Genomic DNA, 12731 nt, shown 5'->3' on the forward strand with positions numbered 1-12731 from the left:
TCCAGATCTTTATGCCGCAGCTGTTCTCGCTAATTCGCGAAGACGTGGCCAATGTGGCGGAACACGATCCCGCGGCCAAGTCCCGCCTGGAAGTATTTCTCTGTTACGCGGGCCTGCATGCCGTCTGGTTCTACCGCTTGAATCATTGGATGTGGAATCATGGCCTGCTCTTGCTGGCGCGAATGTCGTCGCAGTTCGCTCGCTTCCTGACCGGAATTGAAATCCATCCGGGCGCGGAAATTGGCCGGCGGCTCTTTATCGATCACGGCCTCGGCGTGGTCATCGGTGAGACGGCAGTGGTTGGGGACGACGTGACCCTCTATCAGGATGTGACCCTTGGAGGCACCGGCAAAGATCGCGGAAAGCGCCATCCCACCATTGAAGACGGCGTAGTGGTTGGAGGCGGGGCGAGGATCCTGGGCAACATTACGATTGGAAAAAACTGCCGTATCGGCGCCGGTTCGGTCGTTCTCCGCAATGTTCCTGAAGACTCCACGGTGGTAGGCGTACCCGGGCATATTATTTTCCGCGAAGGCAAGCGCGTGGTGATTACCGATCCCAAGCAGATCAACGACCCGCTGTCGGAAGCGCTGGCAGCGGTGGCGAACGAAGTACACAAACTTCAAGAGCGAGTGCGGCAACTGGAAGGAGCAGAGGCGGTGCACGAACCTGCGTCTGCTTCACTTCAGAGAATTATGGACGATATCGATTATCAGATTTAGCGTTGCTTCGGTCATTACTCGCGCGACATTTTCCCATCGACCATCCGCCAGATGCCAAGCGGGTTGCCGTTCTTGAGCGCGTCGGGCAGAGCGCTATCTGGAAATCCCTGATAACAGACCGGCCGCGCGAAGCGGAAAATCGCCTGACTTCCGACTGACGTGGAGCGTCCATCGGAGGTTGCGGGATACGGGCCCCCATGGACCATGGCGTGAGTAACTTCGACGCCGGTCGGAAAGCCGTTGAAGACGATTCGGCCAACTTTGTTCTCGAGAATTGCGATCAAGTCCGCAAAGTGGAGCAGATCTTCTTCAGTGCCGTGAATCGTCGCGGTTAAGTGTCCTTCGAGGGCGCGGGCGATGGCCAGAAGCCGATCGCGGCTGGAATGTTGCACGAGCAGAGTCGTGGGGCCGAAGATTTCCGCACCCAGACCGGATGAAAGAAATGAATCGGCGTCGGTTTCAAAAAGGGCGACGTGCGCTGCGAAACCCGCATCTGCTTTTCCTGGCTTACCCAAGGCCGCCTGCACGACAGATGCGTCCGCCTTGCGCGCGGTAATCGCCTGGTCATACGAAGACTGGATGGTTTTCGTCAAGAGATGGAAGGGAGCCGATTCGGCAACGAGCCGTTGCAGCTTTTGTGAGAACGCCGTTGCCTCGGCAGCCTCCGGCAGGAACACTAATCCAGGCTTGGTACAGAATTGGCCCGCGCCCATAGTGAACGAGGCGTGCAGTCCGGCGGCAATATTTTCGCCGCGCTCGTGCAAGGCGCCGGGCAAAATGAATACGGGATTCGTGCTGCTCATCTCCGCGTAAAAGGGAATCGGCTCGGGCCGCGCTGCCGCCAAGTCCATCAAAGTTCGCCCCGCCGAGCGCGAGCCCGTGAACCCACCGGCTTTCACTAGCGGATGTTTCACCAGTTCGGTGCCGACTCCTGTGCCCGCGTCGAACAGAAGCGAAAAAATTCCTTCGGGAAGATTGCACTCTCGCAGACTTTGTTGGATCGCTCGTCCGACTAACTCGCTTGTGCCGGGATGAGCCGGATGCGCCTTGAAGATCACGGTATTGCCGCCAGCGAGCGCGGAGGCGGTGTCACCTCCAGCGACCGAAAAGGCCAACGGAAAATTGCTGGCGCCGAAAACTACCACTGGCCCCAGCGGGCGCAACATGGATCGAATGTCTTGCTTGGGGGCGGGCTGGCGCTCGGGATTGCCGGGGTCGATGCGCGCCTGCACCCACGATCCCTCTTCCGCGACCTCCGCAAACAATCGAAGCTGGGCGCAGGTGCGCAGGGTTTCGGCTTGCAGTCGCGCCGGCGGCAGAGCCGTTTCCAGGCCGGCGCGCTCAATCAGATCGGCGCCAATCGATTCGATCTTCGCAGCAATCGTGCGTAAGAACTCGCCACGCTTACGGCCCGACACGCGCCGATAGGAATCGAACGCTTCTGCCGACAATCGCGCTGCGAGTTCCACTTCTTCCGTGGTTGCCGAAATGAAGGCGGGCTGCAGGCGTTGGCCGGTCGCGGGATTGGTGGCGTAAATCGGCTCTCCCGCGCCGATGCCTTCTCGAAATCCGATCAACGAGCGCCCTGAGAGCTTTTCCATAAATTAACGACGTGAAGACGAAGGTGGAAGAGTGCCGACGGTCCTGATTTTATTGGCGATGCCGCGCGGCTACCGGTTCCGGCCGGGACTGCAACGCTTCACGAATAATCCTGCGAGCCTGCTCGAGTTCTTCTCCCACCAACTCGAGCCGAGGCGGCCGCACTCGCGAGTTCCCTTTTCCCACTTCCGTCTGCACTAACTTAATCAGTTGAACGAATTTTGGAACCGTATCCAGGCGGAGCAGCGGCAGAAACCAGCGGTACAACTCGAAGGCTTTTTCACTATCTCCGCTTAAACCAGCGTGAAACAGTTCAACAGATTCGCCCGGCAGAGCGTTGGCCAGGCCGGCGATCCATCCCGTTGCGCCAACTGAAATAGCTTCCAGCACCGCGTCATCGACGCCCACGCAAATCTCCAGCCGCCGATCAAGCAGTGCACGAATCGCGGAAACTCGCCGAACATCGGCGCTCGATTCCTTCACCGCCGCAAGGTTAAGGTGTTCCTCCGCCAACTCGCGAATTTGTTCCGGCAAGAAATCGGTTTCGTAGGCCACGGGATTGTTATAGAGCATGCAGGGCAGCGGCGTCGCTTGGAATACGGCCGCGACGTGCGCTTTCATCTCGCGCCAGTCCCCTTTGTATACATAAGGAGGCAGAAGCATCAACCCATCGCAGCCCAGGTTCGCGGCGGCCTTCGCCAGCAGCACAGCGTCGGACGTCGAAAGCGCCGAGACCGCGGCCACGACCGGACCGCGCCCGTGCACCGCTTTCACGCATGTGCGCAGGATTGCAAGCTTCTCTTCATGCGACAATGTCGCGCCTTCGCCCAGCGACCCGAGCGCAACAATGCCGGTGCATCCATTGTCGAGAAGTCGGCGGCAGTGCTCCACCATGAAGGCGTAATCAATGCTGAGGTCGAGATTGAAGCACGTGGTGATTGCGGGCATTACGCCCTTCCAGTTCATCGAAGCCCTCCTGTCTTTCGGTGGTCGGTGGCCGGTGGCTAGTCGCCAGCGATCAATTCTATGGTCGACATTTTACGGACCACTCGCCACTAACTGCCGATGGTCGACGGTCGGGCCGGAGAGTACGGCTCAATCGGAATCTCAGGCTCCGCCCCGGTGATTGAGTCCGCCAGAATTCTCGCCGTCCCCAGTGATGTTGTGATGCCCAACCCTTCGTGTCCCGTCGCTAGAAAAACGGATTTATCCGTCGCACTGGGACCGATCAGCGGCAACTTGTCGGGCGTGGCTGGACGAAACCCAGTCCACATGCGTAACGCGGGCATTGCAGCCAGTCCCGGCATATATTCGTACGCGCGCTGCAACATCCGCTGGAGAATTTTCCGATCCACATCGTTGTGCTCCGCGCCGTATTGTCGCGAAGAGCCGATCAAAATCTGTCCTGACCGCCGCGGCTGCACATTGAATGCGACCGAATCGCTCTCGACCGAGTGCGCGCTCTTCAGGTAGCCCAGTTCCACTACCTCATGCCGCACGAACCCAGGATGGCGGTCGGTAAGGACCAGGTGTCCTTTGCGCTTCCTGACTTCAATTCCGCTTGTCAGTTCCGGCGACCGGACTCCGGCGGCGTTCACAATAATCTTACTGGCAATCTCGACTCCATCCGTCAACCGGACTCGACCCTGCCCGAGGTGGACAACGGCGGCGCCGGGCCGAAGTTGCGCTCCATTTTTCTGCGCGCGCTGCATCAGATATTGTGCCGCACGCGGCGGATAGAGCACCGCATCCTCAGGTACGAGCAGGCCGCCTGCCAGCCCGTCTCGCAGATTTGGTTCCAATTGGCGCAATGCTTTCGGGTCGAGTACGGTCGCGGGCACTCCGCGTTGCGAATAGTAGCCGTGCTTGCGATGAACCTCGGCCATTTCCTCGTCGTCAGCCGCGATCCAGATTGTTCCGCACTGCTCATATTCACAGTCGTCGGGCAATTCCGGCCGCAGCGCGTGCCACAATTGTTGCGAATAGCGGGTCAAGGCAAACTGCGCCTCGGAATCATCCATCACAACGATGTGGCCCATGCCGGTGGCAGTGGCGCCGCTTCCCACCGACTCGCGTTCGGCGACCAGCACGCGCATGCCGCCGCGAGTAAATTCGTCGGCGCAGGCCGCGCCCACTATTCCAGCGCCGACAATGACCACATCATAGGATTCAATGCTCATGCGGTTGGGCAAATTCGACGATTAGTGTAGAACAAAATCGCGATTGCGCCAGCGAGCACCCGCGCGCCCGAGAGCAGATGGTATAGGTCGCCATTCGGTTACAATGGAGCCGCCAACACTGCCTCGAATAATTTAATAGTCGACGACGAACGATCTAGATACGAATGACCAAGAAGAGCGAACTCAAACAGCAAGTTTCCGCCGCTATCCAGGCTTGCCTCGAAAAAAAGGCAGAAGAACTAAGCATTCTCGAAATGGAAAAAGGGTCGGGAGCGTTCACCGACTACTTTGTGCTGTGCAGCGGGACGAATCCGCGGCAAGTGCAGGCGATCGCCGACGAAGTGGAGATGCGCCTGAAGGCCGCGAACATCCGACCCGCACATGTCGAGGGCTATAAGCAGGCCGAATGGGTATTGCTGGACTACACGGACTTTGTTGTGCACGTGTTCTCGGAGAAGGCGCGTAAGTTTTATGATTTGGAGCGCCTGTGGAAGACGGCCAAGCGCCTGGAAGTCGGCGAGTTGAAGGCGGCTCCGAAGAAGCACAAGGCCGCGGCCAAGCAGGCCTCCTCCAAGACCAGCGCGCCCAAGAAGACTAAAAAAAAGGCATAAGGTCTGCGGAAAGCCTTGGCTGCATCGCAAGTTTGCGGCGGCTGCTATAAAGCGGCCGGCGGGTTGCGGAGTCGCGGCGCGGCTGGAAACCGCGCTCTTTCAAACGCGGATCAAGTCGATCCCGGAAATTCCGAACCCTTCCGCAAAGATCAAGCCCTTGAAGATAAAGATTGCATGGATCGGGAAGACGAAAGCGCCTGCAATGCAGGAGCTGACCGAGGAATATCTCAAGCGCATTTCCCGTTATGTGCAGATCGAAGGTATTGCGCTGCGCGACGAAGCCGCGTTACTCGAAATGAGCGGATGCCCGCAGGGAAAGAATACGAGAGCGAAGGCGGCGTCGAAATCGACGCTGGTTCTGATGGATTCCCGGGGCAAGGAATTCTCCTCAGAACAGTTTGCCAAGTTTCTGGGAGATTATCAGGACCGCAATCCTTTGCCGCTGATCTTGGCCATCGGCAGCGCTGACGGCTTCACGCAACAGGCCAAAGCCGCCGCGCAGCAGACGATCTCACTGGGGAAGATGACTCTTGCGCATGAACTGGCGCGGGTGGTTCTGCTGGAGCAGGTCTACCGAGGGTTTGCGATTCTTAAAGGGCATCCGTATCACTCGGGACATTAGGTGCGCTTTCAGACTGTTGGATTTCCGATTGCTACGTCGAAAACCTGCTCGGCGGTTACTTCTTCGGCGCGTTTGCCGGGGCTTCCACCAGCGCCTTCAGAATCTCGTGTGCGAGTTTGTTCGGATCGATACCTTCCATGTTGCTCAGCACAACCACTCCAGCGCGCCGGGCGGGCGCGATCAGGAAGGAAGTGCTCGTGCCCTGTTGTCCACCATCGTGTCCGACCGTAACCCAGCCTGCTTCAGTACCTACGCCCCAACCCAGGCCGTAATCGTCCTTCGAGCCGTCGGAGGGTTTCAACGGAGTCCACATCAGGTCGCGCGTGGCGGGCTTGATGAGCTTGTCGTTCAGAATCGCAACTTCGAAGCGCGCCATGTCTTCGGCCGACGACAACCAGCCGCCACCGGGAATCTTGTAACTGGAGTCGAGGAAGTCGGCGTTCTGCACCGTGCCTGACTCCGTCTTCCGATAGAAGCGGGTTCGGTAGGGAATGATCGCGAAGCGATCATCAGCCTGAGTGTGCTCCATATCGGCCGGCGCGAAGACATTCTGCCGCATGAAGTCGACGTACCTGGCCTGGGAAGCTGCTTCGATGACGCAGCCCACCAGCGTGTACCCTTGGGTCGAGTAATGAAAGTGTGTTCCCGGCGGCGCCACGAGGGGATCGTTCTTAAAGAAATCGAGCCCAGCCTGGATGGGGTTTTCGAAGTGCTTCGTATTACCGGTTTCCTGCTCGTCCGGACCGCTGGGTTTGTAGTGGCGAATTCCGCCGAGATGACCCATCACCTCGCGGGTCGTAATCGGCCAGGGCTTCGGTGGAAAAGCCGGGCAGTATTTCTGGACGGGAGCGTCCAGATCGAGTTGTCCCCGCTCCCAAAGCTCCATCGCGCCAACCGCCGTCAAAGACTTGGAAATCGAGGCGAGGCGAAACAGAGTGTGTTCGCTGGCAGGGGCATTGTTTTCCACGTCGGCCAGGCCGAAGCCATCTCCCCACTCGTATTCCCCATTTTCAACCACCGCAACGGAGACACCGGGAACGTGGGTGTCGGCCATGAACCTGGCGACGGCTGCCTCGATTTGCGCGCGCTTCTCCGGAGCCAGCTGGCGTTCCTGGGCTGGCGAATACGACGTTAAGATTGCGCACCACAGGACTGTGGCAACTACGCGAAGATGCGGACTCCTTTCAGTCGAGTTCATGAAGTACCTTTCAGGGCTTACGGCTTGCAGGCTGGTATTGAACAGACTCGATTTAACTACACAAGAAGCTCAGAATAACACTGCGACATCTACTGCGTGACTGTGGCCTGGTAGCTAACGGCCTGCCAATGGCCAGTACGGCGAACCCAGACTCGGGTATAGCGGTAGGGACCGCTGAAATCTTCCCCAAGCTGGTGGCCCTTCACGTCGGCGCGGGCCGTGACCACGGCCGTATCGCCGTAAACGCGCACAACCATGTCACTGACATTGATGGTGTCATAACGAAGCTGACCGCTCTTGCGAGTCGAGACTGTATCTTGTTTCGTGGTCACCTGCCCAAGAGGCGTAATGGCGACGTAATCCTCGGCGAGGGTGCGCTGGGAAAACTCGGCGTCGCGGCGGATTTGAGCCTCGCGGGCCTGCCGCTCCATTTCAACGATTTCTCGAATCGTCGATTCTTCGCCCGACTCAATGGACGATCGCGGATGCACCGCGACATGCTGGGCTGAAAAGGCAGGTAGAGCTACGAGCAGCGACAATAAAAACACTGCACATTTGTAGACACATCCATTGATCACGATGAGACCTCCGCAGTTTGCGAGGGGGACAGAGATCCGCCTGACCGAGCTACGCAACGTAGGATGCTAGAGTTCCGTGAAAAAGTTAGCTATTGCAAAGATTTCCCGAGACCCACTTTCAGGATGCCATAAGCAGTGGCAAAGCCTGCTGAAATATATGACGGATCAGAAACGCGATTCATTACACTTTTCTTTTGCATTCAGTGTTCTTTCGCGTCCGGTCGTCTCATATTGAGTCACTGAGCAATGGTTTCACGCGAGCTGCGCGGCGCTTCTAGTAGAATCAAACGTCCGGATTTGAAGCTTCGATCGAAGGCATGGCCGACATCCGACGTGGTCTGATCATCGTGAACACGGGGCCGGGCAAAGGCAAGACCACCGCGGCCATGGGAACGGCCTTGCGAGCGGTCGGCCAAGGCATGCGTGTGCTGATGCTCCAGTTCCTGAAAGGTTCGTGGCACTACGGCGAGCTCGATGCCGTAAAGGCCTTCGGCGACAGGTTTGTGATGAAGCAAATGGGCCGCGGATTCGTAAAGGTTGGCGCCGAGAAGCCTGACCCGGAAGATGTACGCATGGTCGAAGAAGCCTGGGTCGAAGCCGGCCGGGCGATTCAGTCCGGAGAGTGGGACCTGATCGTTCTCGATGAGATTAATTACGCGATCAGCTACGGGATGCTCGATCCGGCGATAGTGGTTGAGAGCCTGAAGAAGAAGCCGGAGATGGTTCACGTCATCTTGACGGGCAGGAATGCGCACCCCACAATTGTCGAGGCCGCCGACACGGTGACCGAGATGCGCCAGGTCAAGCACGCGTACGAGAAAGGCGTAATGGCGCAGAGGGGGATTGAGTACTGAATCGAGCAATTGGGAAATTTAGTAATTGAGTAATTTGAAGAGGCGGCTCTGGTTTCCAATTACACAATTACAAAATTGCTCAATTACCAATTTCCTTTATGGCTTGGTTTAAGCGCGAATCCGGTGAGCTCGACAACTCGGGGGAGAAAACCGTCCGGACCGAGGGGTTGTGGGTGAAGTGTGAGGGCTGCCGCCAGATTATCTGGAAAAAAGATCTGGCGGAGAACATGAACGTGTGTCCCAAATGCGACAAGCATTTCCGCATCGATGCTCGGACCCGGCTGTCTCTGCTGCTCGACGATAATCAATATGAAACCTTTGACGGCGACATCGGCTCGACCGATCCCTTGAAGTTCGTCGATCTCAAGCCCTATTCCTCGCGCCTGAAGCAGGCGCAGGAGGATACGGGCCTGAAAGACGCCATCATCAACGCGCAGGGCAAACTGATGGGGCGGCCCGTAGTGGCCAGCGTGATGGAGTATGCGTTCATCGGCGGCAGCATGGGAGCGGTAGTGGGTGAGGCGATTACGCGCGCGATCGAGCGCGCGGCTGAAACGCGTACGCCATTGATTATTGTGTCGGCCTCGGGCGGCGCCCGCATGATGGAAGGCGTGATCAGCCTGATGCAGCTGGCCAAGATCTCCGCCGCGCTGGCGCTTCTCGACAAAGCCAAAGTTCCCTACATCTCGCTGCTCACCGATCCGACCACCGGAGGCGTGACGGCCTCCTTCGCGATGCTGGGCGATTTGAACATCGCCGAACCGGGGGCCCTGATCGGCTTTGCCGGCCCACGGGTGATCGAACAGACCATCCGCCAGAAGCTTCCGCCCGGCTTCCAGCGAAGCGAATTCCTGCTGGAACATGGCATGCTCGACGCCGTCGTCCCGCGCAAGGAACTGAAGCCGTACATCGCAAGGGCGCTGGAGTTTATGGCGTAGGACAGCTTCTAGCTACTAGCTTCTAGCTAAAGCCCGTCTCGATGCCGCCACATCTCAATCTCGAACCTCAAAAATCCTTCCCGCTGCTACGCTCGAATACCCGAAAGAGATGTTGGTAAGCTAAGAGCTAGGAGCTAGAAGCTAGAAGCTGCTTCCCCATGTCTTACGAAACCGCCCTAACTCGCATGTACGCGCTTGGCCACGAACTTGCGAACACGCCCTCGCACAAGTTTGATCTGGAGCACATGCGGGTATTGCTGGGGGCGATGAATCATCCTGAGCGGGCATTTCCCTCCGTGCTCATTGCAGGGACCAACGGAAAGGGCTCGACGGCGGCCACTGTGGCGTCGATTTTGCGCGCCTCTGGCTTGAAAACTGGACTGTACACATCGCCACATCTAGTGAGCATCAACGAACGCATTCGTGTCGACGGAGAGGAAATCAGTGACGACGATTTCGCCGGCTTGCATGGAAAAGTGGATCGAGTCGCCGAGGACCTGGTCGAGCAGCGAGAGCTGCCCTGGCATCCCAGCTTCTTCGAAATGATGACGGCGATCGCCTTCGCCCACTTCGCGCGGCAGCAGGTGGAGATTGCTGTCCTCGAAGTTGGCATGGGCGGCCGCCTTGATGCGACGAACGTCGTAGAACCACTGGTCAGCGTGATTGCCGACATCTCGCTCGACCATCAGAAATTTCTGGGCAACACGGTCGGCGAAATTGCGCGCGAAAAGGTGGGAATAATTCGTCCTGGCGGCGTGGTCGTGACGCTGCCGCAGCAACCTGAGGCTAACGACGTCATCGGGAACACGATTCTCGATCTCGGAGCGCGAGGGGTTAGCGCGGTACAGTATGTGCCACCGGTGTCGCCTGGTAGCAGTCGGTACCTGGTTTCGACCGAGTACCGGGTACCGAGTACTGAGAAAAATTCATCTAACTCCGAGCCCGGCGAGACCAATAACGCCACGCCTCGGTATCGGTATCCTTTGCAAGTTATGGGCAAGCAGATTCTGGTAGAGACGCCGCTCGTGGGCCGACATCAGTTGCGCAATGTGGCGCTGGCAATCGCAACGGCGGAGAAATTGAACCAACAAGGATTCACGGGAATCACCGCGTCTACAATTGAGCGCGGCATCCGAGAGACGAAGTGGCCGGGACGATTCCAGGTGTTACCTGCGCATGCCGGGTGGCCCGAGATGGTGCTCGATGTGGCGCACAACCCGGCGGGAGCGTGGGCCCTCCGCTCTGCCCTTTCGGAGCACTATGACGACCGTCCGCTGATTTTCGTTTTCGGAGCGATGCGTGACAAGGCAATCTCAGAGATGACTGAGATCCTGTTTCCTTTGGCGCACCAAGTGATTGCGACGCGGCCGCAGAATCCGAGGTCCGCATCGCCGCAGGAGATTCAGCAGGCCGCCAGCCGAACCGGCGCAGAAATTGAACCGATCGACGATGTGGCTGAGGCTCTGGAGCGGGCTGGTGTTGGTTCCGCATCGGGCGCCGTCATCGTTGTGACGGGGTCGATGTATCTGGTTGGCGAAGTGATGCGTATTCTCGGAGCCGTTTAGCCTAGAATGAAAGAGTGCATTCAGTGAAGTCATCCGTTGATCATTCATCCATCGATCATTCATCCGTCGATCAGGCGGAGAGCAGCCACGTGGCAAGCGGCGCTGTCTTTAGCGGGCAGCAAGTTGCCCTGCTGCGGCGAAGTCCCCACGCCATTGCGGGTCTCGAATATGGCTGGCTGAGCCGGCTGCGATCATATCTCATTCTCGATCCCTTGATATGGTTCTACACGCTGGTGATGGGACTGCTTGCCATCCCCGGAGGCCTTTTCGACCGTAGTGGACGCCGGCTGCACTGGTTCTCCCATGCATGGTCGTGGCTGATCATGAAGACGATTGCGTCGCCCGTGAGAGTTACGGGGCTCGACAAAATCGACAATTCCAAGCCGCACGTCTATGCGGTTAATCACGCATCGGCGCTCGATATTCCCGTTCTGTACACATATCTTCCTTTCCAGTTCCGGATTGCGTTCAAGAAAGAGCTGTTGTCGTATCCGGTGGTAGGCTGGCAGCTTAAGAGGTCGGGGCAGGTGTGCATCGATCAGCAGAATCCGGCGCGCTCCATCAGCAGCATTCGCGCGGCGTTAAAGGGACTGAAGGCAGGGCTGCCGCTGGTGATCTATCCCGAAGGCGGACGCACGCCGGATGGAGAAATCAAGCCGTTCCTGGCCGGAGCGTTTTTTCTCGCCATCAAGGCTCAGGTCGACATCGTTCCAGTCGCGCTCGTCGGAACCTATGAACTGCTGCCCATGAACACTTACCACATCAAGTGCCGTCCACTGGAAATGCGGGTAGGCGAGCCGATCTCGACCTCAGGGCTGACTCTGCGCGACTTGGAAGGGCTGTCGGGCAAGGTGCAGAGGGCCGTTGAGGACTTGTACTATAAGACTTAGTTTCCCGTGCCCGCCACCCGCGCGGTTAGGCGGCCTTGCCGTTCTCGTCGCAAAGATGCTGATAATACTCGCGCCCGCGCTGGTAGCCGCGGGTAAACGCTGCTTCAACCTGCGCCCCGGGGTGTTCCCGCTGCAAGTCTTCGAGCGCAGCAGTCATCGCGGCCGAAACCTGGTCGAACTCCATGCAGCGCGTTCGCGCATGCAATGCGGCTTCGAAGCCGCGGCGAAAATACTCTTCGTCCTCGGCGAAGCTTCCGCCCGATTTTGAATAATGGCCTTCTTCGGCGCTGCGCAAGCCGGTCCACCACTGCTCGCGGGCCGCGTCGACGGACTCGGCGCCCTGCATCTTGAGCATCTCCCGCAGCAGCGATGCCTGATCTTCATCCTGGGCCAGGATGATCACCACGCTTCGGCCCTGGCGCAGAGCGTCTTCATAAACAAAGATTTCGTCTTCGGGCAATCCTTCGACGGTAGAATTTTCCAACTCGCCGCCGGCGGTCGCGCCAATGGTGGCGCCAGCCGCACCCAGAATCGCGGCTCCCAGCAGACCGATCGCGGTGATGGGGCCCAGGCCAGGCACCAGCGCCATCAGAATTGCGCCTCCCGTCAACCCGAGGCCTCCGCCCGCCAGCGCGCCAATCGCCCTGCCCATGCCCGGCTGCTCCGTCGCGTCTGTGGGTACAGCCAGGATTTCCTTGTTGACTTGGTCGACGGTTCCCGGTGTCAGCAGCGTGACTCTGTCTGAAGAAATGCCGGCTTTGAAGGCTTCTTTGACTGCGTTTTCCGCCCGGTCCCGCGCTTTGAACACTCCGCTAATGGCTTCCATAGGCATTCACCTGGCACGTGTGAAATGTTGCGGCGCACAATTGTCCCCCCGCCGCCAAAGACTCTGATGCAGGAAATCTGCCCAAGGACGCCGAAAATTATCCGGATTCAAATTTCTTCCGCCCGTAACCTTTTGAAGCTTCCCGGCG

The 12731-nt window shown here is 58.4% G+C and carries 13 protein-coding genes; 7 read left to right on the forward strand and 6 right to left on the reverse strand.

The window, feature by feature from the left end; genetic code table 11:
* Nucleotides 1-11: 11 nt before the first annotated feature.
* Nucleotides 12-722 carry a serine O-acetyltransferase EpsC gene (gene epsC, locus VGM18_02000; protein HEY3971743.1) on the forward strand — a complete coding sequence of 237 codons (711 nt, stop codon included), beginning with the start codon at nt 12-14 and terminating at the stop codon, nt 720-722.
* Nucleotides 723-736: 14 nt separating this feature from the next.
* On the opposite strand, the gene VGM18_02005 is transcribed toward epsC, so the two are convergent.
* The 3 genes from VGM18_02005 to VGM18_02015 all read right to left on the reverse strand — a co-directional run bounded on the left by VGM18_02005 (nt 737) and on the right by VGM18_02015 (nt 4501).
* Entirely contained in the window at nt 737-2323 is a 1587-nt protein-coding gene (locus tag VGM18_02005; protein ID HEY3971744.1) for an aldehyde dehydrogenase (NADP(+)), read from the reverse strand.
* 49 nt (nt 2324-2372) lie between these two features.
* Nucleotides 2373-3287, reverse strand: coding sequence for a dihydrodipicolinate synthase family protein (locus VGM18_02010; GenBank protein HEY3971745.1), 915 nt, complete (start codon nt 3285-3287; stop codon nt 2373-2375).
* An 89-nt stretch (nt 3288-3376) separates the two neighbouring features.
* Nucleotides 3377-4501 (reverse strand): FAD-dependent oxidoreductase, encoded by a 1125-nt coding sequence (locus VGM18_02015; protein HEY3971746.1) that lies wholly within the window; start codon nt 4499-4501, stop codon nt 3377-3379.
* 164 nt (nt 4502-4665) lie between these two features.
* On the opposite strand from VGM18_02015, the gene rsfS reads away from it, so the two are divergent.
* Entirely contained in the window at nt 4666-5112 is a 447-nt protein-coding gene (rsfS, locus tag VGM18_02020) for a ribosome silencing factor (protein ID HEY3971747.1), read from the forward strand.
* Nucleotides 5113-5269: 157 nt separating this feature from the next.
* The gene (locus VGM18_02025) at nt 5270-5734 is read left to right on the forward strand and encodes a 23S rRNA (pseudouridine(1915)-N(3))-methyltransferase RlmH (protein ID HEY3971748.1); all 465 of its coding nucleotides are present in this window, start codon (nt 5270-5272) and stop codon (nt 5732-5734) included.
* A 55-nt stretch (nt 5735-5789) separates the two neighbouring features.
* Here the strand turns inward: VGM18_02025 and VGM18_02030 are convergent, their stop codons facing one another.
* Nucleotides 5790-6932, reverse strand: coding sequence for a serine hydrolase domain-containing protein (locus VGM18_02030; GenBank protein HEY3971749.1), 1143 nt, complete (start codon nt 6930-6932; stop codon nt 5790-5792).
* An 89-nt stretch (nt 6933-7021) separates the two neighbouring features.
* Nucleotides 7022-7510 carry a nuclear transport factor 2 family protein gene (locus VGM18_02035; protein ID HEY3971750.1) on the reverse strand — a complete coding sequence of 163 codons (489 nt, stop codon included), beginning with the start codon at nt 7508-7510 and terminating at the stop codon, nt 7022-7024.
* Between the two features lie 317 nt (nt 7511-7827).
* Here VGM18_02035 and cobO point away from each other — a divergent pair, with 317 nt between their 5' ends.
* The 4 genes from cobO (at nt 7828) to VGM18_02055 (ending at nt 11757) form a co-directional block, all read left to right on the forward strand.
* Nucleotides 7828-8364: a cob(I)yrinic acid a,c-diamide adenosyltransferase gene (cobO, locus tag VGM18_02040; GenBank protein ID HEY3971751.1), complete on the forward strand. Its 537-nt coding sequence runs from the start codon at nt 7828-7830 to the stop codon at nt 8362-8364.
* Nucleotides 8365-8462: 98 nt separating this feature from the next.
* Nucleotides 8463-9302 carry an acetyl-CoA carboxylase, carboxyltransferase subunit beta gene (accD, locus tag VGM18_02045; protein HEY3971752.1) on the forward strand — a complete coding sequence of 280 codons (840 nt, stop codon included), beginning with the start codon at nt 8463-8465 and terminating at the stop codon, nt 9300-9302.
* A 158-nt stretch (nt 9303-9460) separates the two neighbouring features.
* Nucleotides 9461-10867 carry a folylpolyglutamate synthase/dihydrofolate synthase family protein gene (locus VGM18_02050; protein HEY3971753.1) on the forward strand — a complete coding sequence of 469 codons (1407 nt, stop codon included), beginning with the start codon at nt 9461-9463 and terminating at the stop codon, nt 10865-10867.
* Nucleotides 10868-10890: 23 nt separating this feature from the next.
* Nucleotides 10891-11757 (forward strand): lysophospholipid acyltransferase family protein, encoded by an 867-nt coding sequence (locus tag VGM18_02055; GenBank protein ID HEY3971754.1) that lies wholly within the window; start codon nt 10891-10893, stop codon nt 11755-11757.
* 25 nt (nt 11758-11782) lie between these two features.
* Here VGM18_02055 and VGM18_02060 read toward each other — a convergent pair whose 3' ends face one another.
* Nucleotides 11783-12583 (reverse strand): hypothetical protein, encoded by an 801-nt coding sequence (locus VGM18_02060; GenBank protein ID HEY3971755.1) that lies wholly within the window; start codon nt 12581-12583, stop codon nt 11783-11785.
* Nucleotides 12584-12731: the final 148 nt, after the last annotated feature.

Source organism: Candidatus Sulfotelmatobacter sp., from assembly GCA_036500765.1.
Lineage (GTDB): Bacteria > Acidobacteriota > Terriglobia > Terriglobales > Acidobacteriaceae > Sulfotelmatobacter.

Coding starts and splice junctions, on each gene's coding strand:
- rsfS (HEY3971747.1), top strand. CDS start 4,666: ATGACCAAGAAGAGCGAACTCAAACAGCAAGTTTCCGCCGCTATCCAG.
- VGM18_02005 (HEY3971744.1), bottom strand. CDS start 2,323: ATGGAAAAGCTCTCAGGGCGCTCGTTGATCGGATTTCGAGAAGGCATC.
- accD (HEY3971752.1), top strand. CDS start 8,463: ATGGCTTGGTTTAAGCGCGAATCCGGTGAGCTCGACAACTCGGGGGAG.
- VGM18_02060 (HEY3971755.1), bottom strand. CDS start 12,583: ATGGAAGCCATTAGCGGAGTGTTCAAAGCGCGGGACCGGGCGGAAAAC.
- VGM18_02050 (HEY3971753.1), top strand. CDS start 9,461: ATGTCTTACGAAACCGCCCTAACTCGCATGTACGCGCTTGGCCACGAA.
- cobO (HEY3971751.1), top strand. CDS start 7,828: ATGGCCGACATCCGACGTGGTCTGATCATCGTGAACACGGGGCCGGGC.
- VGM18_02010 (HEY3971745.1), bottom strand. CDS start 3,287: ATGAACTGGAAGGGCGTAATGCCCGCAATCACCACGTGCTTCAATCTC.
- VGM18_02015 (HEY3971746.1), bottom strand. CDS start 4,501: ATGAGCATTGAATCCTATGATGTGGTCATTGTCGGCGCTGGAATAGTG.
- epsC (HEY3971743.1), top strand. CDS start 12: ATGCCGCAGCTGTTCTCGCTAATTCGCGAAGACGTGGCCAATGTGGCG.
- VGM18_02030 (HEY3971749.1), bottom strand. CDS start 6,932: ATGAACTCGACTGAAAGGAGTCCGCATCTTCGCGTAGTTGCCACAGTC.